The organism is Vibrio sp. 03-59-1, from assembly GCF_013114135.1.
GTDB lineage: Bacteria > Pseudomonadota > Gammaproteobacteria > Enterobacterales > Vibrionaceae > Vibrio > Vibrio cortegadensis.
This window is the reverse complement of record NZ_VTYA01000002.1, coordinates 249,842-271,662: the sequence shown is the minus strand read 5'-3', so window position 1 is coordinate 271,662 and position 21,821 is coordinate 249,842. Positions and strand designations below refer to the sequence as shown.

At 42.6% G+C, this 21,821-nt stretch carries 18 protein-coding genes; 7 read left to right on the top strand and 11 right to left on the bottom strand.

Translation table 11 applies throughout. The features are described 5' to 3' along the window. Positions 1-150 precede the first annotated feature (150 nt). The 7 genes from F0249_RS03050 to F0249_RS03015 form a co-directional block, all read right to left on the bottom strand. On the bottom strand, positions 151-1,044 hold the full coding sequence (locus tag F0249_RS03050) for a YjjW family glycine radical enzyme activase (protein ID WP_171755823.1): 894 nt from the start codon (positions 1,042-1,044) through the stop codon (positions 151-153). A 23-nt stretch (positions 1,045-1,067) separates the two neighbouring features. Then, positions 1,068-2,612, bottom strand: a complete 1,545-nt coding sequence (locus F0249_RS03045; RefSeq protein ID WP_171755822.1) for a YjjI family glycine radical enzyme — start codon at positions 2,610-2,612, stop codon at positions 1,068-1,070. A gap of 144 nt (positions 2,613-2,756) precedes the next feature. After that, on the bottom strand, positions 2,757-4,133 hold the full coding sequence (locus F0249_RS03040; protein ID WP_171755821.1) for a sensor histidine kinase KdpD: 1,377 nt from the start codon (positions 4,131-4,133) through the stop codon (positions 2,757-2,759). A 59-nt stretch (positions 4,134-4,192) separates the two neighbouring features. Continuing rightward, positions 4,193-5,101, bottom strand: coding sequence for a response regulator transcription factor (locus F0249_RS20195; protein WP_253825271.1), 909 nt, complete (start codon positions 5,099-5,101; stop codon positions 4,193-4,195). 76 nt (positions 5,102-5,177) lie between these two features. Continuing rightward, positions 5,178-5,864: a spondin domain-containing protein gene (locus tag F0249_RS03025; RefSeq protein WP_171755820.1), complete on the bottom strand. Its 687-nt coding sequence runs from the start codon at positions 5,862-5,864 to the stop codon at positions 5,178-5,180. A gap of 10 nt (positions 5,865-5,874) precedes the next feature. Continuing rightward, positions 5,875-6,567 (bottom strand): spondin domain-containing protein, encoded by a 693-nt coding sequence (locus F0249_RS03020; protein WP_171755819.1) that lies wholly within the window; start codon positions 6,565-6,567, stop codon positions 5,875-5,877. A 333-nt stretch (positions 6,568-6,900) separates the two neighbouring features. Beyond that, positions 6,901-7,494: a class I SAM-dependent methyltransferase gene (locus F0249_RS03015; RefSeq protein ID WP_171755818.1), complete on the bottom strand. Its 594-nt coding sequence runs from the start codon at positions 7,492-7,494 to the stop codon at positions 6,901-6,903. Between the two features lie 164 nt (positions 7,495-7,658). Here F0249_RS03015 and F0249_RS03010 point away from each other — a divergent pair, with 164 nt between their 5' ends. Both F0249_RS03010 and F0249_RS03005 read left to right on the top strand, forming a co-directional pair. Then, entirely contained in the window at positions 7,659-8,537 is an 879-nt protein-coding gene (locus F0249_RS03010) for a LysR family transcriptional regulator (RefSeq protein WP_171755817.1), read from the top strand. A 184-nt stretch (positions 8,538-8,721) separates the two neighbouring features. After that, positions 8,722-9,624, top strand: a complete 903-nt coding sequence (locus tag F0249_RS03005; RefSeq protein WP_171755816.1) for a cation diffusion facilitator family transporter — start codon at positions 8,722-8,724, stop codon at positions 9,622-9,624. Positions 9,625-9,773: 149 nt separating this feature from the next. Here the strand turns inward: F0249_RS03005 and yddG are convergent, their stop codons facing one another. Continuing rightward, complete coding sequence (gene yddG / locus F0249_RS03000) at positions 9,774-10,670, bottom strand: aromatic amino acid DMT transporter YddG (protein ID WP_171755815.1); 897 nt, start codon at positions 10,668-10,670, stop codon at positions 9,774-9,776. Between the two features lie 206 nt (positions 10,671-10,876). Here yddG and F0249_RS02995 point away from each other — a divergent pair, with 206 nt between their 5' ends. Next, positions 10,877-13,051: a sensor domain-containing diguanylate cyclase gene (locus F0249_RS02995; protein WP_171755814.1), complete on the top strand. Its 2,175-nt coding sequence runs from the start codon at positions 10,877-10,879 to the stop codon at positions 13,049-13,051. Between the two features lie 16 nt (positions 13,052-13,067). Here F0249_RS02995 and yjjG read toward each other — a convergent pair whose 3' ends face one another. Then, positions 13,068-13,742, bottom strand: a complete 675-nt coding sequence (yjjG, locus tag F0249_RS02990) for a pyrimidine 5'-nucleotidase (protein WP_171755813.1) — start codon at positions 13,740-13,742, stop codon at positions 13,068-13,070. A 212-nt stretch (positions 13,743-13,954) separates the two neighbouring features. Between yjjG and F0249_RS02985 the strand changes: the two genes are divergently transcribed. The 4 genes from F0249_RS02985 (at position 13,955) to F0249_RS02970 (ending at position 18,882) form a co-directional block, all read left to right on the top strand. After that, a complete protein-coding gene (locus tag F0249_RS02985) occupies positions 13,955-14,107 on the top strand; it encodes a hypothetical protein (RefSeq protein ID WP_171755812.1) in 153 nt (50 codons plus the stop codon). A 332-nt stretch (positions 14,108-14,439) separates the two neighbouring features. Then, complete coding sequence (yiaY, locus tag F0249_RS02980; protein ID WP_171755811.1) at positions 14,440-15,588, top strand: L-threonine dehydrogenase; 1,149 nt, start codon at positions 14,440-14,442, stop codon at positions 15,586-15,588. A 218-nt stretch (positions 15,589-15,806) separates the two neighbouring features. Continuing rightward, entirely contained in the window at positions 15,807-17,054 is a 1,248-nt protein-coding gene (locus F0249_RS02975; protein ID WP_171755810.1) for an iron-containing alcohol dehydrogenase, read from the top strand. 133 nt (positions 17,055-17,187) lie between these two features. After that, entirely contained in the window at positions 17,188-18,882 is a 1,695-nt protein-coding gene (locus tag F0249_RS02970) for an RluA family pseudouridine synthase (RefSeq protein ID WP_171755809.1), read from the top strand. A 59-nt stretch (positions 18,883-18,941) separates the two neighbouring features. Here the strand turns inward: F0249_RS02970 and F0249_RS02965 are convergent, their stop codons facing one another. Then, the gene (locus tag F0249_RS02965; RefSeq protein WP_017054614.1) at positions 18,942-20,018 is read right to left on the bottom strand and encodes a low specificity L-threonine aldolase; all 1,077 of its coding nucleotides are present in this window, start codon (positions 20,016-20,018) and stop codon (positions 18,942-18,944) included. Positions 20,019-20,233: 215 nt separating this feature from the next. Next, positions 20,234-21,754 (bottom strand): aldehyde dehydrogenase family protein, encoded by a 1,521-nt coding sequence (locus F0249_RS02960; protein WP_017054613.1) that lies wholly within the window; start codon positions 21,752-21,754, stop codon positions 20,234-20,236. Positions 21,755-21,821 lie beyond the last annotated feature (67 nt).

Genomic DNA, 21,821 nt, shown 5'->3' with positions numbered 1-21,821 from the left:
ACAAATACACGACAACACTATGAAACTAATATCTATCAACTATTTTTAATGTCTAAAAATATTCTAATAATTTTTATATGAAGAACAACCACTTGATGAGTAATAAGATAAACTTGATTTTATAAATAGCGGAACACTTAAGAATAGTGCTTACATATAGACAGATGGAAGTTGAATGTCGCGCTTAACATACTGAATCAGCTCTTGATGGAACGTCATCATATCCTCCTCTCCACACTTTTCCCACTGTAAAGCCTCACCGATTACACCATGGTGCTGAAAGGCATTAAGACGCACTTTCACGCTTTCCGGCAGGCGATTTAAATAGTGACCAACACTTTCCACTTCACTTTGCAGATCCGTCTTTCCGGGAATGTACAGCAAGCGGACTTCATAGAGTTTTTCAACTTCTGCAAGGTAAGTCATCGACTGAAACACTCGATGATTATCTCTCCCAACAAGCCATTGGTGAGTCTCATTCTGCCACGCTTTTAAATCGATCATCGCGCCATCTAAGTATGGCTCAACCTTTTTCCATCCAGATAATGAAAGCGAACCATTACTATCAATAAAACAGCTTAAATGGTTTAACTCTGCATCCTGCTTTATCGCTTTAAATAGATCGACAATAAAGCCTATTTGCAAGGTTGCTTCCCCACCAGAAACCGTAATACCACTTAAGAACACATGGTTTTTGCGGATCAACTCAATCATCTGGCTCACTGAGAAGTGTTGTATTTTGGGGTTGGACTTGTGCTGGCAAACATCAATGCATTTATCACATTGCGTGCATTTTGATGGGTCCCACTTCACTTTTAGATCAGCATCTAAAGATAGTGCATCGGATGGGCAGTGAGAAACGCAATCACCGCAATGGTTACAGTGATTAATGGTATGAGGGTTATGACACGATATACAATCGAAATTACACCCTTGCAAAAAAATGACAAGCCGGTTTCCCGGCCCATCGACACAAGAGAAGGTCAGCACACGGCTGACCTTCGCTTGTTTTTCTGTAGTACTTTTTATATTAACCCTAGCCATGAGTTGTTAGTATTTTTACAGAATTATTCGAAGCTTGGCGACATTTCGAAGCTCGCCACTCTTGGTTTACGTTCTAGAATCCCCGTATTTTTCGCCGCTTCCGCCCCTAAGAATGTCGTATTCGTTCTTGAGCCTTGCTCTGAGAATTTGGCGATGTCAGAAAGCTTAACCATATAGCCCGTTACGCGGATCAAATCATTCGATTCAACGTTAGCGGTAAACTCGCGATAGCCAAGCTGTAGCGCCCCTTTACAAAGGTTAAACATCGCTTCTGGGTTAGATTTCACCGTCTGATCAATCGTTAAAATATCGCTGATTCCAGAAGTATAGTACTGATGGTGTTCTGCCGTCGCGCGTACATAACTCACAGGATCCGGTTCCGTTCCATATGGAATACGAACACCCGGAGTCACGCCATCATCTAAACTGATACCGCCTTGAGCGTGCAATAAAGCTTTTCCTTCCAAGCCATATTTAACCGTAGTCGACTCAACGATCTCCGCCAGTTTTTTAGAAGTTCTATGACCAAGTTGATTCGCTTCTTCATCTTGACCATATTGAGCTGTAATTCCCTCTTTCTCCACTAGGATATTGACCGCTTCAGCCATGCCATAAATGCCAAACATTGGCGCGAAGCGAGATTCATCAATTAAACCTTCTGTGGTTAAGAAGCCTTGAAAGAAGTTCGACTCTTCATGTAAAAAGCGACTACGCTCATCAATCAGATCGAACATCACTTTACAGAAGGAAGGCAACACTTGGTTTAAGAAATCCACACGATCATTCGATTTAAGTGCCACTTCTTTTAAATTCATACGAACCAGTGTGTTCGACCCACCCGCCAGTGGCAGTGAGTTATAACAACTTACGATACCGAACTTTTTATCACCGTACACATTCGCGTGGATTGGATAGTTAGCGATATGAGGCTTACTGCATTCACAGATGTTACTTGCCGCTTGGCGTAATAGTGAATCAGGCGTCACCGCTGGGTCGTACATGAAAGTCAGGTTCGGAGCGATCTGTTTTAGCTCTGCATCCACACGTAAGATAGTACGGCAAATGATGTTATCACTTGGGCCAATATTCACATGCATAAACGCATCTGGCAGAGTGCGATCCAGCATGATCCAAAACAGTTTCAGTTTTTGGTAAATCTGCGCTTCAGTTAAATCACCAACATAAGGCAGCAACACATCATCGAGTTGACCAAGGTAAACAGGGATAGAAGTCACCGAAGGAACATGATGGTAAAGGATCGTGAGCAAATTCAGCGCTTCATCAAAATTGCTTGCCGCTTCAAGTTCTAAATGCTCAGAGCCTTGACGTAAGAATTTTGCGTAATCAGGTAACACGTAACGAGGTTTATAAGGAGCATGCCCTTCAAACATGTCACACAGAACACCGCTATCTAACGCTTCTTTTGCTGCATCTGAAATTGGCATATACGGTAAGCTCGCTTCCGCTTCTAAAGCAAGATATTGAGACTTTTGCTTTGGCGAAAGGTGTGCATCCGTAATGATCTCTTGGAATCTCTGTTGTGTGGCGTTAAATGCTTGCTGGCTCATGCTTAAATCCTATCGACTTAAAACCCTATGTTTAATATGGGAACACTGTAAGTCAGATAGTGAATTTCCACAAATGAAACATATAGAATTATCAATTTCCAAACTGGAAACAGCGACCCCTTTATTTAAGCCTTATATTGAATTCTATAAACACAAAGGCAGACGAAATGATTGTTGATACATCCCCTTCGTCTGCACTGTGCTCAAAGCGCTGTGGTGCAGCATCAAAATTGATTTAATAATTTTAACTCCGATCCCTAGTGAACCACTCTCAGAATCATCTTCTGTTTGATTAATCAATGTGATGTAAAGTGAAGCATCCTTCTTAGCCACATCAACGTTAAGTTCAATAGCTGAACCTTCCGGACTGTGGCGGATAGCATTTTCAAATAAATTTTCAAATAACCTTGAAAGCAATAATTTATCCCCTTCAATCGTTGGGTAAGATTTATCGTCAAACACCAATGTTAAGTGCTTTTTCGTTAACTCAATCTTTGTAGCTTCTACGACGTCTTCCACCAGTGAGCCTAGATTAATTGGCTCTTGATGATAACTCGGCATGAGGCGTTCTTGCTTTGCCATATTGAGTTGAGTTTGCAACTGTTCTGACAATTTAAGAGCATTTTTATAAGCCACATCGATCATAGGATCTGGCTGTTGCTGCTGAAGCCTCCAAGTCTCTAAATAACCTAACACGCTCGATAGCGGAGTTTTCAGGTCATGACTTATTTGCATGAGTTGAGAGTGCTGCGCCGACGATTGAAATTCTAATTGTAAGAACTGCTGCTGAATGCGTTTTGCCGCCAATTGATAATGTTGAGCAATCGGTTTTAGCTCTGGGACTTGGTTGATAAAGTTAGGGCTTAAACGGAAATCTTTGTCTGCTTGTTGTTCTAAATCTTTTGTTACGACCTCAATAGGCTTGAGCAGGCTCATTTTCACTAACCAATAAGCGACAATACTGAACCCGACAATCGTGACAAAACCGAGCATTAACGCCCAAAAAAGTGGGGTTCTGGTTTCAGAGTTAATAAGACTGGTATGCTGCTCACTGCCAATAACCACATAGAGATAACCCACCGTTGAACCGAACTCTTTGATTGGAGCCACTGAAAACACTTTGTTTCCGCTCGGATTTCGAGGGTCATCCCCCAAAATCGGGTAAGGCTCCCCCGCAATAAACGCTTTGATGGGTTCAATAGAGATTTGCTTGCTCACGAATGCATCTTTAGGCGCAGCATGGCTGGTTACGTTTCCTGACGCATCAAGAAAATAGATCTCAAAATCAGGTCCAATTAGCATGAGGGTATGGAAAATAGATTTCAGTGCGACAGGGTTATAATCCGTTCCAATCATCAAAGGATTATCGTCTCGCATATGAGCAGCCAGATCTTTATGCAAACTCTGCTTGGTACGTAGCTCCACTTTTATCTGCTGATTTTGATACATCACAGTCATCGCAACGGACGATGCAAAAAACCAAATAAAGGTAAGCAACAGTAGACGGATTTTAAAACTCATGGCTCACCTTATCTTACTGGCCGTAAGCGGCACTGTTATCTTTTGAATAGTACAAACCGTTAATCCATACCATTTTGGAATTTGTACCCCACACCCCAAACCGTATGAATAAATCGCTGGTTGTTTGAGTGAGTTTCTAATTTGCTACGTAAGCGGTTCACGGTGCTACAAACCGTATGTTGATAGCCTTCATATTGAGTGTTCCAAACATGATCTAAAAGTTCGTCCTTGCTATAGACCCGCCCCGGTCGCTTCGCCAAAAAGTGCAGCAGTGAAAATTCAGTTGCCGTCAACGCCACGGTACGTTCAGCCAGTTTGACATGATGCTGTTCAGGACAAATAAACAACTGACCAAACTGGAGTTGCGCCGACGGTGGTAGGTTTGCAGCATCCCTTTTTTCATTCAAAGAGGCGTTATTTGTTGGGTGGGGATCTATCGCAGAGTGGTCTACCAAACGGGTATCTGCTGAGGATTGATCTTCCAAAGTATTATCTATCGGAACATCACCTATGGGCATTTGGTTGGTGAGTTGTCTATCGGAAGTGGCTTCGAGTTTTTGTTGTGATCGTTGACTCATCAGCTCTTGCCTGCGAAGAATGGTTCTCACTCTGGCTTGAAATTCTAGAACACTAAATGGCTTGGTCAGGTAATCATCTGCACCAGACTCTAACCCTTCCACTTTATCCACCTCAGAATCTCGCGCCGTCAGCATTAAGATAGGAATATGGTTTCCCTTTTGCCGCAACTCATAACTCAGCAACAAACCATCACCATCGGGTAAACCTCTATCCAAGATCATCAAAGAAAAAGAGTCCGATTTCATTAATTCTTTGGCTTTAGATAACTGATTAACACGAGTAACGCTGTGCCCTTGAAAACCTAAGTGCATGTGAATCAGCCCAGCTAAATCATCATCATCTTCGACAATTAAGATGTTCACTGGCGTAATCATTTCAGAATTTAGCATTCCCTTCCCTCATTCCTGCAACCCATCAACATGACCGGAATGAAGGAGGAAATATTTCACAAAATGATAATTAAGGTTACTTAACTCGGGTAATGATCAGTTTTGCCCCCGGATTTAAGAAGCGATGTGTCGCATTCAGTGCAGATGCAGCCAACCCATCATCTTGGCTTATAACGCCTGAATGAAAGGTAACGATGTCGTTATCATCTCTTGCGCTGTTAAAGCCTTCCCCACCGCCTGCGGGGCCCGGAACAGTCGCCGCAGTTTCGGAATTCGCTTCCGTTCCCGAATCCCAAACATCCATAGACATGGTGTAACTTTGACCAACACTAAACCCTGTTGTTTTAAGATCGGTTTCCCCGACAAAAGCATCATTGGTATTCACCAACATACTCGCTAAAGAGAGATGCGACGATTGATAAGGGTTAAGCGTGATCGACACAGTGTCTGATGCTCCCGGAAGAATTAAACCCGCCCCCGCCTTAGCTTGATACACATCACTGTTGGTATTGACTCTATCAAGCAGCATGCTGTTATCACCGGACTCAGCCAACATCTCCAACGCAACAGAAGAGGCTTGCCCAATATTAAATAAGTGATAATCACTGTTATGCCCAAGAACAACCAAAGGCGACATTGGCTGATTGGCCGTTTGGTTCTCAACCGTGATGGTAAATGTTTGGATTAGGTCTTTATCGGAGTCATCAGGACACCCTGCTAATAGTCCCACCGAAGCCGCAAGTATTAATACACGATATTTCATAGCGAGCTCCTTAGTTAACCGTAATTGTCAGAGTCGCCACAGGATTTAACCAACGATGACTTCTTGAATCTAGGTCGCTCTTACCACCCGTTGCATCGCTGTCCCCAAGGTTCCCAGGGTGAATATGAACTTTACTATTAGTCACCGCTGTTTCAACTCCCGTTCCGTTTGCACCAAAAGTGATAAATGGAGGGTTTGGCATACTTGCCGCTAATTCATCATTCGCTTCAGTACCAGCATCATAGCCATTTAAGGAGACTTTATAAGTGCCCGGTTCTGTCGGAATTTTCCAGCTATCTAAACCAACAAAACCATCGTTCGTTGGTAGCAGCATCGCGCCTAATGAAAGATATTGATGAGAGCCAGTATCAATTGAAACAGAAGCAGAGACGCCCGGATTCAAGATCCCTGATGCTGGATTTTCTTCCACAACCCCACCAGCGTTCGTCACAGCAGATGACAACCCTGAAATATCACCACCCTCTGCCATCGCCTCTAACTCAGCACTTGCCGATTCACCTGTTTTAAATAGCGAAATAGTTGAGTCATGCGCGGCAACAAGAATTGGTGTGAAGTAAATACCTTTAGTGGCATTAGTCAGCGTAATGTCCAAATCTGCGGCTTGTGTGCTAACACTTGAAAGCATACCGACAACGGCTAAAGATGCGGTCATCATTGGGGTGAGTTTTTTAGTATTTTCCATGTTCTGTCCATCCTATGTTTCGAAATAAATTGTTTTCGACACAATGATGATGGTTGTGAGATCTAGCAGCACCCTCACATAAATCTCATAAATTTCTCACAAGCGTTATTTTATAGAAGAAAATCCATTCTCAGCACGAATAACTTTACAAATATAACCATAAAACAATTAGTTATAGAAAATTGAATAATAGAAAAACTGAAGACTGAAGACTGAAGATAAATTGCCGCAGTCACTTTTAAAAAGCAACTGCGAAACAATTCAATTATAAGGGAAGTATTTTCTTAGGTATTTAGAGCGACGATACTCAACTCGACGATATTGAAATCAAGGTTACTGAAACGCACCTCTTCGACCGACACCCATGACCACTTTCTGTGCCCCTTTGCCTGCATCAATTTCAAACGGAACTGACACTTGTACATCATCAAAACCAGCGGCTGATAAGACATTTTCAATTTTTTGTACGCTGAGACCATAGTTAACATTTTCATCTTCAACTAACCAATCCCAGTGAACAAACAGACCATCATCTTCCAAGAGAGTATAAATTAAGCTCACACTATCTTGGAAATTTGGGAGAAAACCACATACTGATGACGCCACAACCAAATCAAATTGACGTCTAAACGCAGGGTGCTGCGCAGCTAAACCTCGTGACAGCAGGTCCACAACAGGTTCAACATTAGGTAACTCTTTTTTGTCCAACTCTTCTACCATGGCTTCAGACCCGTCTATCGCGACAATGTCTTTAACTAGTGGAGAGAGTTTTTGGCTTAATAAGCCCGTGCCACAACCAAAATCTAATACACGAACATCTTCAAGGTTTATGAGCTTTTCTAGCTCATTGAATACAGACTGCGAAAACTGCCCCGTAGCTTGATCTTTTTCCCAGTTAACTGCGTATTCATCCCATTCGTTTGCCATCATGGCCTCCATCGTAACTTCTTGTATTCGGGAACTGCCGATAGAGTAAACCAAAATGATTCCAAGTTCATAGCGTTATTGCCCAATCTTTTGCACAAATCTGTCGTATGCAACATAACGATAATTAAGTATTCTAGGTGAGTCGTATTTATCTAGGTATATTCATGAATCTTTCTCAAGTTCAAGCATTCTGCACCGTTGCCGATCTTGGTTCCGTTTCGGAAGCCGCTCGCCAACTTGAATGCAATCGTACTAAGCTCAGCATGGCGATTAAAGCGTTTGAGAAAGAACTCAATACTCAACTTTTCACTCGTAGTGGCAACAATTTAACTTTATCTGAAGCCGGTAAAGCCATTTATAAAGACTGTGAAGATTTGTTGGTCACTGCGGCAAGAATCAAACAGACTTGTTCTCACGTTTCAGGGGAGTTTAATGCGGAGATTTGGATTGCACGCGATGACTCTTTGCCTGATGAAATGTGGCAAGAGCTGTCGCTGGATCTCAACAAGCGTTACCCCTCAACTTCATTTAATATTGTTTTGGCATCGAGTGGTGATCTCGCCAATTTAGTTGAGACCCAACAGGTAGACTTTGCCTTCGGTGTCGATTACGAACGAAACAATGATCCAAGGATCAGCTATCACCCATTAGGTAAAATTCGCATGATGTCGGTGTGTCGAGCCAGCCACCCTCTCAGTAAAATGCGCCGGGTCTCCGATGCTAACTTACGTAATGCGATGCAAGTCTCTATGAGCTATCTCAACGAAAAAGATAACCCTGAACTTCAACCTTTTTCTCTGCGTTACCTTGGTTTTTCGAGTTTTGATTACATGCTCAATACCATTTTAGCAGAGGATGCATGGGGGGTATTACCTGAGCCACTCATTCGCCATCATCTCCGCCAGCAAGATATTGCGGTCATTAAACACACCTATGGTCTAACGCAAGAGGATTACTGCATGTTAACCGCCGCAGGTATGGCAGAGCACCCAGGGATGACTTGGCTAGCCGATAAATTGAGCGATTATCTCTTCGACTTCTAACTAACGCGGTATAACCATCAGTCAGCGTCAATTTTAATGACAGCCAAAATTCCACCTAACCATCTGTTTATTAATGGTTAATTAGTTATCTCTTTCAATCCTCTATGATATCAGCCAGATACCAATTGTATATTTAGCCTAAGATGCGAACAATGAAGGCGTGTTCCCAATTAGGATTATTTGTATGTGTGCTAGGACAAACCAAAACGAAAATCGAGTTCTTATCTTTTCAGCCCTTTTAGCATCAGGCTTTGCTATTGGTGGTTTAGTTCTTGGTCTATTGGTTGGCTCCTTAGTAATCGTATTTGACGGTGTTTATTCTCTCGTCAGTTTACTGTTAACATTATTGTCACTCGCCGCATCCAAATACATTCAAAAACCGTCTGACGCCTCTTTCCCACATGGCCGTGCCGTTATTGAGCCCATCGTTATTGCGATCAAAGGAGCGGTAATATTAACAGTCGTTGGCTTTTCTCTTTATTCGGCAATTATTGCGCTCTTTAATGGTGGACGCGAAGTCGATGCGTCGATTGCGACTCTGTTTGGCGTAATCAATGTGATCGGTTGTGGTTATGCGTGGTGGTATATCGCTCGTAAGAGTCGTACTTTCTCATCTGGATTAATTGAAGCGGAATCTAAACAGTGGCAAATGGACACGCTACTCAGTGTTGCGGTTACAGCAGGCTTTGTGGCAGCATGGTTAGTGACATTGTCACCTTTCTCAGCTTACTCTGTTTATGCTGATCCCATGATGATGGTGTTGATGTCGTTCTACTTTATCAAGGTACCTTTTGATATGTTGAAAGGTGCGGTCCGTGAATTGCTCAACATGGCACCAAATAGAGAGATTTGCGATAAAGTTGATGAAGAAATTAACGCCGTGAATAGCGACAGCGAAGCTAATGCAAAATTGGAGTTAGCAGGCGTCACTAAAGTGGGACAAGAATTAAGAGTGACGGTTGATGTCCACTCTTGTGCGAGTAATAGCATTGCTGCAACCGAGATTGCACGTACTCGAAAAAATTTGCATCGCCGTTTATCTACTCTTCCTTTTGAGCTTCAGCTAAACCTAAATATTGCGAGCTAATAGATTTCACCGTCTCGCAATGACTCGGCACGCCAACAAGCCAATATCTAATGAAGAGCAGTATCTAATAACGAACAATCTCTAGTGAAAAACATACTATAAAAACATAAGCCTCACCTTAGGCTTATGCTTTTATTAAATTTAATGAGTTACGCTTTTATTGACTTATCTTTTGTTACCCAATAGCACACCAGAGATCCCACCGTCACCATTACGACACCTTGCCAGAAGGTAGAGCTTAAAGAGACACCTAAAATCAGCGAAGACAAGAATGTTGAAAATATAGGGGTAAAGTAGGACATGGTTGCCAATAGCATCATATTTCCACCAATTATGGCGATATTCCAAAGCGCGTAACCACTTCCCATAACCAAACCAGCCAACAAGAGATCTACCCCTGCACCTAAGCTAAATGTCATGCCTGCCTCGTCACTCAGCCCATATTGGATCCATAAGACGATTGCCGTTGCCGAGAAAAAAAGAGTAATGGCATTTTGACCATTAGCTAAACGTTTAGTTAAGTTGCAATAGATCGCCCATATGATCGCCCCAAAAAACGCCATAGCATAAGTGGCGGGGTTCGTCGCGACGTTAGCTACGATCTTACTGATCGTCAGTCCATCGTCTCCACTAATGCTCCACGCTACGCCAAAAAAAGCCAATATAATGCTAGGGTAAACAAGCCAACTGGTTTTTTTAGGGCTAGTAAGCACAGCAAATAACACCGTGAATGCGGGCCATAAATAATTGATCACCGCCATTTCCATTGCTTGTAAACGATCATTTGCCATACCAAGCGCTAAGGTTAGGAAAATCTCATAAACAACAAACAAGCCTCCTCCAACTAAAACATAAGAGGCTGATAATCCTTTAAGTTTCGGAGGCCCCATGACCAGTAATAAAAAAATAGCACTGACGGTATATAAGCAAGCAGCACCTCCTACAGGACCTAACTGTTCAGTGACATTACGCGATAGAGCCGTTAAACAGCTCCAAAAGAGAATGGCTGCACAGCCAAAGAGTGTAAAACGATATTTAACAAACAAAAGCATTCCCTTTAAATTATTTCAAACAAACAGTACACATAAGCGTAATGCTTACTGTATGACCTTATAAATAAGGTGGTTACTTGGATAAATGCTGAAAAGTAATCATCAACATAACGGCTTCTGCATCAAAATATTAACATTTATCGCTTTATTATATTGATCACACTGCATACAATCGTCTGGATCTAGAGAGGACTCTTAAAATGCTCGTGTCATACAACTTTAAACTTTATCTCAATAACAGCTTACAAACTATTATTGATGCACCTTCTTGTCAAAATGCAAAAGAGATATATCAACAAGTTGAGCAATACGCAAAAGCCAATAATGTTGTCATTCCGACCGCTTATGAGCTGTTCTTTTCTGGCTACATTCTTTATCGTCAGGGGCTTTTTAACCGAGCACTTAAAACGCACATTCATGCTCTCGATCTCGCACAGCAATATCGCTATGTCACATTAGAAAACTCTCTACACTTTATTATTGGTTTAGCCCTGTACCGTATCGGTGATAGCAGTAAAGCCATTGCATCACTTTCGAATGCCATCAAATGCAAAGAGCATAACCAGTCCAATCTAGCGTCTCGGGTCTACAATACATTTGGCATGCTCTTTCTAGACGCGGCTGACTACGATCAAGCATGCTCTTATTTCGCTCTTGCGTATCGAGAAATAGAGCATCAGGAATGCATTAGCTATACACCCATTGTGACGAATTTAGCTTACCTCCATGCCATTCTTGGTAACACAGAGAAAAGCGCTCAATTATTTTCACAATTTAAGCAGAACCTTGAAACCTACCCCAATCAATTAGGGCAGCTATTTTATTACAGTGCTTACGCATCCTATTTGGAGATCAAACAGGACTACTCCAGTGCTCTAATCTATTTTTTCAAAACCATAAAATGTGCAGAAGAGATAAATGACGATGTTCAAATGCTAAACGCGATTGAAGAATATTGTCTGTGCTTGCTCCATCATTTTCCAGATAGAGCACTTGAACCCTATTTATCACATGGCATTAGACTTGCGAAACAGTTAGGAAGCACCGCAACCATTCAAAGCTTTTCCAATATCATATTTAGGCAAAGTGAAATGATTGGTTCTGAACATTACAAATACCAATTGATTAAGCGGGCCTACGAGTTACAAACGCTCTCCATTGAATTGCATACGAAAAAAGACAAAAGCTACCTTTCACAGCTTTATCAATTAAACTCAGATCGAGTTAAGCTTGAGAGTGCGCAATCTATTGAGTCTAACCTTGAGCTAATTGCCTCTATTGGTGAGTACATCGCCTCACATAAATCGATGGATGATCTCATCATGAGGTTATACGACGACTTAAGTTTAGTGATGCCAATCAGCTCGCTTGCGTTAGCCACTTATCATGCCGATTTACATATCTTGGATTATTCCCATTGCGTGGTAAATGGGCGCTTATTAGACGCCTTCACCATCAATTGCAACAAGACACAAACACTAAGCACTTATTGTATCGAAACTCGACACTCGTTTACTCATGGGCAATTTAATGACCGTGTTTTTGAACAATTGACTGGAAAGCAACCTGAATCTATCGCTTATGTAGATGACAAAATTGAGGATGAAGAAAGTAAGTTTCCATCCATCATTATGTTGCCTCTAATACTTGATGGTCAGATCCTTGGTGTTATGTCGGTACAGAGTCAAAAAGAGTTGGCTTATCGAGATTACCACCTCTCCTTATTCAAACATTTATGCTCATACCTGACGGTTGGATTGCAGAATAAAGCGCAGCAACGACTTCTGATACAGCAGCAAGGAGAGCTTGAAAAGCTGGTGTTGATCGACCCTCTCAGTGGTTTGTTCAATCGTAAATCTCTGGTTGAGTCGATCATTGAGCAAACAGAGGCGGTTAAAGGAACACAGAAACTTGGTATCTTGTTAATCGATATCGATTACTACAAGCAATACAATGATCGATACGGACACTTACAAGGGGATAACGTACTTGTCACCTTAGCCAAGTTACTTAGTTCGCATTTCGACAAACCAAATCACAAAGTATTCCGCTATGGGGGAGATGAGTTCTTGGTGCTACTGCCTGCAGATAGCAGTGAAACTATTATTGAATTGACGACCTCACTACAAGAAAAAACAGAGCAACTTAATATTGCTCATGCAAACTCTTATTGTAGCGATCGAATAAGTTTTTCGATCGGTGGCGCTATTTTTGATGTCAATACACTGAAAAACAGCAACGCACACTTATTGATTCAAACCGCTGATGATGCGCTATACAAAGTAAAAGCACATGGACGAGCACACATGCATATCGAAGATACAACCGATATTGAAGACACAACCGACATAGAAAGTTTTGCTGTTGTGCCATAAGCGGCACAACAGTGAGTTACCCTAGCAAGATGCCTTGCAATTCCGACAAGGATCGAACCTGGTAATTAGGGTTGATATGTTCAGGTTTCATCGCTTCAGCTGTATTCAGCCAACATGTCTCAATTCCAAAGTTTAACCCACCAAGCACATCTGAATGCGGGTTATCGCCGACCATCAACACTCTCTGCTTTTCTGGTCGACCGATCAGATTATGGGTATGTTCAAAAATACCAATATCAGGCTTAGCGATGCCCACCTCTTCTGAAATAACCACATGAGAGAAGTAATCACTCATCCCTGTTCGTTCCAAACGAATGGCTTGCAGTTCAGTAAAGCCGTTCGTGATGATGCCCATCTTCACTTTTCCATTTAGGGCTTCCATCAACTCTTTTGCTCCGGGCAATAGTGTACAAATATCGGCCATCGCTTCTAAGAATGCACTATTCAATGCTGCCGTTGTTGTTTCTAATTGGTCGGCCCAACTCTGAAAACGAGTGTGCTTGAGCTCGCTTGCTGTGATGACACCATTTTGGTAATCAACCCATAATGGCTGGTTCACTTCTTGGTAGACCGCAAAATCTTGCGCATTGAAATCAACGCCCAATCGAGAAAACATAAGCTGCATTCCATTAAAAGCATCAAAGTGGAACAGCGTTTCATCCGCATCAAATAAAATCCAATCGTACTTCATGTCGTTTCCCTTATTTTTATTGCGCTGTAGTGTAGTTGTTTTTTACTGAATGTTCTTCTCTTCAATGATTTTCACGACCTTAAAAACTGTGAGCAAAGATCAAAAACATTAAACCTAATTGAAAAGCGCAATAAGAAATGATGCAACGCAACTTATGCAACTGACTTAGCCTCTATAACGTAAACTAAATTCAGCTGTTATTGGAGTCCAATATGAAGCATTTTTTACCATCATCCGTAATGTTAACGCCTTTTGTTGTAAAGTATTATGATTCGGAATTAGATGACCAAGAAGATGAAGAGCAAGAAAATGACAGTGTCTGCACCAGTGGTGAAGTGCCATCGGATATGAATAACCCGACATAACTTGCTCAATAAAAAGCCATAATTTGTTTTAAATAAAGAGTCGCATATTTTATGTGGCTCTTTTTTGTGACTCCTATAACACTATGATAGCAAAGGGTAATATCACTTTCTGTTGGTTAACCGATTGCGTCTTATCAATGTCAATTTTCATTTTTGTACCACGTAAAAAAACCAACCGATTGCTTAGTGAGGGGGCTCACACTCTATTACTCTAAAGTGGTAGTACCTTTTGTAAATTGTCTCAGATCAAAAATGAAAAGTCCCCCTATGTGACAAGCTAAACCCAATTCAACAACTATACAAAATTCAATATTTACTAACGGAGTTATCCAATGGCTAGTGCATTTTTCATTCCAGCAATTAACTTAATGGGCGCAGGCTGCCTAACTGATGCAGCTGACAGCATCAAATCTCAAGGCTTCAAAAAAGGCCTAATCGTTACTGATAAAGTGCTAAACCAAATTGGTGTTGTGAAACAAGTTCAAGATCTTCTTAACGAACGTGAAGTTGCTACTGTTATATTTGACGGAACTCAACCAAACCCAACAACTGGTAACGTAAAAGCGGGTCTTGAACTGCTTTCTGCAAATGAGTGTGATTTTGTAATCTCTCTTGGTGGCGGTTCTCCACACGATTGTGCTAAAGGCGTAGCTCTTGTTGCGGCTAACGGCGGTCAAATCGGCGATTACGAAGGCGTAGATCAATCAGCAAAACCAATGCTGCCACTTATCGCAATCAACACGACTGCAGGTACGGCTTCTGAAATGACTCGCTTCTGCATCATCACTGATGAAGCTCGTCACATCAAAATGGCTATCGTAGATAAGCACACGACTCCACTTATCTCTGTAAATGACCCAATGCTAATGCTTGCTAAGCCTGCTTCTCTAACAGCAGCAACAGGTATGGACGCACTGACTCACGCAATCGAAGCTTACGTTTCTATCGCGGCAACGCCAATCACTGACGCGGTAGCGATTAAAGCGATTGAACTAATCCAAGCGCACCTACGTACAGCAGTTGCAAACGGTGACGATCTTGAAGCTCGCGACCAAATGGCTTACGCACAGTTCATGGCAGGTATGGCATTTAACAACGCTTCACTTGGCTACGTACACGCAATGGCACACCAACTAGGTGGTTTCTACGACCTTCCACACGGTGTATGTAACGCAGTACTTCTTCCTCACGTACAACGCTACAACGCACAAGTATGTCCTGAGCGCCTACGTGATGTTGCAAAAGCAATGGGTGTTGATGTTGAAGGTATGAGTGCTGAAGACGGTGCTAACGCTGCTCTTGAAGCAATCAACGTACTTTCTAAAGATGTTGGTATCCCTGCTGGTCTTAAAGACCTTGGCGCGAAACTAGAAGACATCTCTGTTCTTGCTGATAACGCACTTAAAGATGCTTGTGGTTTCACTAACCCTAAACAAGCAACGCACGAAGAAATTTCTGCAATCTTTGAAGCTGCTATGTAACGTTTAGTTACCCTTGCCCTAATCAAAGCCCTGAATTCTGTTCAGGGCTTTTTCATTTCATGTCTATATTCGCGTCCGATTTCATCTCTACTTTGCATTGCTAATGCTGCCAATTAACAATAAAACTGTGCTTGATTACAAATAATTGCGCTCAAGAACTAACCAACTCTAATTCCTTTGTTATTGTTAATTGAAATAAAGCATAGCAAGGACATCGAATGCCGACTCAAATACAGCTTTTTGGATACAAAAGTTACATGAAAGCGCTCAAAGTAGCGGCGAAAGTGATTCCTATGCCTAAGCCCACACTATTTACGGGCGTGGGATCATCGATAGAGTTGTGTGAAGCGATATCACTCATTGGGATAAAAAAGCTACTGCTTGTCACAGATGAAAGCATTGTGCGATTAGGCTTACTCAAACCGATCCAACAGGCACTTCAAGACAGTGGTGTGGAAATGGCCATTTTTAGCCAAGTCCAACCCGACCCTACCTATTTACAAGTGGAAGCAGGGCTAAGAATTTACTTGCGCTGTGAGTGTGATGGTATTCTTGCGGTTGGAGGTGGCTCGCCCATAGATACCGCCAAAGTCATCGCGGCAAAAGTTCATAACCCAAAACCGATTCATAAACTTGCCGGATTGTTTCGAGTATGGAAAACCCCTGCCCCTCTATTTGCAATTCCAACAACCGCTGGAACTGGATCTGAAGTGACGATTGCCGCCGTGGTGTCAGATCCGGACTCTCATCAGAAAACGCCTTTAATTGATCCCAAACTTGTTCCCATGATGGCCGCTCTCGATCCTAGCATCATGGCAGGTCTTCCCCGCCCAATCACGGCGGCGACCGGGATGGATGCGCTCACTCATGCGATTGAATCTTACCTATCTATGAACGCAACAAATGAGACCAACGGTTATGCGCTAGCAGCGGTCAAACTCGTCATGACAAACCTACCCCTAGCCTATGAAAATGGTGAAAACTTAGTGGCCAGACAAAACATGGCTATAGCGTCTTACTACGCTGGCCTTGCCTTTACGAAAGCGAGCTTGGGTTACGTACATGCTATATCCCATAATCTCGGTGCGTTATACGGTGTGCCTCACGGGCTTGCAAACGCTATTGTTCTACCCTACGTTTTAGACTTTTCCCAACATGCAGCACAGCCTCAATTGGCTGAACTATTTCGCGCCACCAGCAACTCAAATGAAGAGATGTCAGAATCAGAACAAGCGCAAGCTTTCATTCAACTTGTCCGACAATTGCAGCTACAATTAAAAATCCCAGCAACGCTAGATATGTTGGTTGAAAATGATATATCACATTTGGCGAAACTTGCTCTCAAAGAAGCTCACCATAACTACCCTGTCCCTGTTTATATGGGCAAAAAGCAGTGCGAACAACTTTTAAGATCCATGATGACTCCAGCCACTGTCATGGATGAAGCCCTGCCAGAGCCAAAATAGTAACTTGGCAATATAGTGACCTAACAATATCGTGACCTATCTAAAGTGAAGAGTTAAACTTGGCGCCTCACATTGCAGGTGCCTTGTTTCACCATTGCCAATTATCACTACTCGCTCAAAAAGATAGAAAACCATGCACAGCTCAACAGACTGCTTTACCCCTTTCAATCAATCCATTGAAACCTATACTTTTCCTGAGCGTTTTACGTTTCCATTTTACTATCAACCACATCCCTTGTGCATTCTGGCTGCTGAACAACTTCAACAGCATTTGCTCTCTCAAACAGAATGGCAACATAATTTCGGTGTAGCCGAAGATGCGCAAGATCCAGCAGCACCCGCAATAGGAAAAATGTTCGGTGTGTTGGTTGTCGAGAATCCTCAAGGCGAGATCGGCTTCCTTTCTGCTTTTTCTGGAAAAATTGCAGACCGCAACTTACTGCCTCATTTTGTGCCACCTGTGTTTGATATGTTGGCTGAAGATGGCTTTTTCAGAAACGAACTCGATGAAGTAACCCAAGTAAGCAAGAGGTTGAAAGAGCTACAAGCAGATCTCAAAATTGATGAATACGAACGACACCTTGCATCAGAAACAGCCAATTCATTAGCGGAAATTGAAGCTCATCGCAACTTGATGATTGAGGGTAGAAAATCGAGAAAGGAACGACGAGCTCAAGATGAAACGAATTTAACCGATGACGACTTTACCGCTCTCAGTATTCAACTGAGCAGAGAGAGTGTCGCAGAAAAAAATCAGCTCAAAGCCCTTAAATCACACTGGCAAGAGAGAATTGATCTCGCGCAGCAGCAATTACTGAGCGTCACGGATCCAATAATTGAACTAAAACAGACCCGTAAGCAACTTTCCAATGCTTTACAAAACAAGCTGTTCGATCAATATCGATTCTTAAAGATCGATGGCGAAGAAAAAAGCTTAGGGGCGATTTTCAAGCAGATGCCAAACCACGTTCCACCCGCAGGTGCTGGCGAATGTGCGGCACCAAAACTGCTGCAATTTGCTTTTAAACATAAGATGAAGCCTATCGCAATGGCTGAATTTTGGTGGGGCAGCGCACCTAAATCGGAAATACGTCAACATAAAAAATTCTACGCAGCATGTATGGGGAAATGCCACCCCATATTAGGTCACATGCTTGAGGGAATGGAGATTGATGATAATCCACTACTGAATAACCCTGCCGAAGGAAAAACTGTCGAGATTATTTATCAAGATGACGACATCGCAGTTGTAAACAAACCCGCCGAATTCCTTTCTGTTCCAGGGAAAACCATCGAAGATTCTGTTTATCTACGCATGAAACAACAATTTCCCGATGCAACAGGGCCGCTCATTGTGCACCGTTTAGACATGTCGACATCTGGATTAATGGTGATTGTTCTTTCAAAACGAGCAAACAAAAGCTTACAAAAACAGTTTATCAGCCGTAGTGTCAAAAAACGCTATGTCGCACTTATTGATGGTGAATTAGAGCAAGATGAAGGCGTGATTACACTACCAATGCGCGGTGATCTCTACGACCGACCAAGGCAGTTAGTATGCTTTGAACATGGAAAACCCGCCGAGACCAAGTGGCAAGTGGTGGAACGTCAATCTGGTAAAACCAAAGTTCATCTGTATCCAAAAACAGGTAGAACCCATCAACTGCGTGTCCATTGTGCCCATCATTTAGGTTTAAACATGCCAATTGTTGGGGATGATTTGTATGGTTTAAAAGCAGATCGTCTTCATCTGCATGCTGAAACTCTAGAGCTTGAACACCCGATCACAAAAGAAATTATGCAATTTCAAGCTGACGCTGACTTTTAAAATGAAGAAAGGGGGGAGAAATGTGGTCACTCCCCCCACTTATTTCAGCCGTGCGTTACTTACGCCATTTCATGTACTAGCCAATCTAAAATACTTTTCAGCTCTCTATCAGACATTGCTAATAGGCGATCCCCCACATACCACTCTATCATTGACTGATCTGGCAATGCCGTAATTTGCGGGTAACCGAGCCAAATACCTTTCTCTTCAGCGAGTCGGTTACGCAGAACCAGAGCATTCTCATAGCTAACGGGCAGATAGAAATGCAGCATATTTGCCTGCGGTTGTGATGGGTTTAAAGTGAATAAAGGATATTCAGAGAATAACTGATAGATCTGTTGCGTGCGTTCATATAGAGCAGGCATCTGTGTAAGTCTTTCATCAAACTGCATCGCCGCAGAGGCAATATAGGGACTGCGATGATAAACATTTCCCCCTTGCCTTTTCATCCACATCGACGCTTTTTCAATAAACGCTTTATCTCCTAATAACAGCGAGCCCCCCAAACCATTAATGCCCTTATACAACGAGACATAAGCGGTATTAAAGCCTTGAGCAATTTCTTGGTAGCTCTTCTGGTAGTACGCCGCACACTCCCACAAACGAGCGCCATCCATGTGTAAATGGATCCCTTGCTGCAAACAGTGATCTTTGACGGCTTGTAACTCATCCCACTTAGGTAACTGACCACCAATTTCACGCATCGGCAACTCGTATAAAACAGCTGCGATATCATCAGGCCAATGAGTAAGATCACTCACTCCCCATGTTCTAAATGGATCGCCAATGGGAAGAATATTAAACCGATTTTGAAGTTGATAACCTTGCCGTTCATGGCAATAGATATGGCTTGAAGGGTGCATCGCGACTAAATTATTGTTCTTCTCTTGGCAAACAAGTTGAAGAGCGGTTGGTTGAGTCATTGTGCCTGTCACAACAAAAACCGCAGATTCAAAACCAAGTAAATCCGCGACTTTTTGTTCAAAACCTTGTATTAATTCCCCTTCCCCATAAATGTCATGTTCAACATTATTCGCTTCACACCACTGAGCCATTTTCTGAAATAGTAATGCAGGCGAAAGCTCCTCATTCCCTGAAACCACCACATTGCACTGAGCACGTAAATCCTTCGCCATTTCTCTGTCCTTATTTATTCAATTCAACAGCAGCAGATTACCATGATCAGATGGAATCAAACATAAAACGTCTTTCAAAAACAGAGGTTAGCCAATGCCATTATTCATCGTTCCAAACAACAAAGCCCTCATTACCATTAATCGATGATGAGGGCTTATTGAGTCGAACAATAAATGACTATCTAAACGTGAGTATAAAGAGCAAATCGTTCACTCTAGAAGAAACCCAGTGGATTAACATCATAGCTAATCAACAAGTTCTTGGTATTTTGATAGTGATCTAGCATCATTTTATGAGTTTCACGTCCAATACCTGACTTTTTGTAACCACCAAATGCAGCATGTGCTGGATAGGCATGATAGCAATTTACCCAAATACGACCTGCTTCTATGTTCCTTCCCATTCGATAAGCTAAGTTCGCGTCACGAGTCCATACACCCGCACCAAGGCCATATTCGGTATCATTAGCTATTTCCAACGCTTCTGCTTCATCTTTGAAGGTCGTAATTGCAATCACTGGCCCAAATATCTCTTCTTGGAAAACTCGCATTTTATTGTGGCCTGCAAGCATAGTCGGCTGGATATAGTAACCTTTGTTTAGTCCTTCTTCTTGCTGGGCGATCTCACCGCCTATCAAGACTTCCGCACCTTCTTGCTTACCAATTTCTAGGTAGCTCAAGATCTTATCAAACTGCTCTTGTGATGCTTGTGCTCCAACCTGACAGTCAGTGTCCAGTGGGTTTCCTTGCTTGATCGTTTGAGCTCGCGCCACCACTTTGGCAATGAATTTGTCATAAACAGATTCATGGATCAGCACACGAGATGGACACGTACATACCTCCCCTTGATTGAAAAAGGCGAGTAGCATCCCTTCGATACATTTATCTAGATAGGCATCTTCGTGATCAAAAATATCTGGGAAGTAGATATTTGGCGATTTGCCTCCTAACTCAACAGTGGATGGAATCAGACTCTCTGCTGCACATTTCAAAATATGGTGCCCAACATCGGTGGAGCCTGTAAATGCAAGCTTGGCAACACGGTTACTGGTTGCAAGAGCCTGCCCCGCTTCGGCACCGTAACCATTCACGATATTCACCACACCAGCAGGAAGAAGATCGCCTATTTTTTCCATCAGAACAAGAATCGAGGTGGGTGTTTGTTCTGCTGGTTTCAAAACCACACAACAGCCTGCCGCAAGAGCCGGAGCTAATTTCCAAGCCGCCATCAGCATTGGGAAATTCCATGGAATGATCTGCCCAACCACGCCGACAGGTTCAGGGAAATGATAAGTCGCGGTGTTTGAATCTAATTCAGCCGCAGAACCTTCTTGTGCTCGAATGCACCCAGCAAAATAGCGAAAATGATCAACCACCAATGGTAAATCCGCCGCAAGCGTTTCACGAACCGGTTTGCCATTTTCCCAAGTTTCTGCCACTGCTAGCTCTTCAAGGTGTTGCTCAACGCGGTCAGCAATTTTCAGTAAAATATTTGAACGTTCAGTAACACTCGTTGCTCCCCAAGAAGCCCTAACCGCATGCGCAGCATCCAGTGCCAAATTAATATCCGCTTCTCCTGAGCGCGCCACTTGGCAATAGACTTCACCATTAACGGGCGATTTATTTCCAAAGTATTCACCGCCAACAGGTTTGACCCACTCACCGCCAATGTAGTTGTCATAATGAGACTTAAAGCCAACAACAGCATTTTCAGTTCCAGGTTGAGCATAAATCATAGTGAGATCCCTCTTTTTATGTGTTCACAATGTGTCAGTTTGATTAATTTGTCTTTCGATTTAGTGT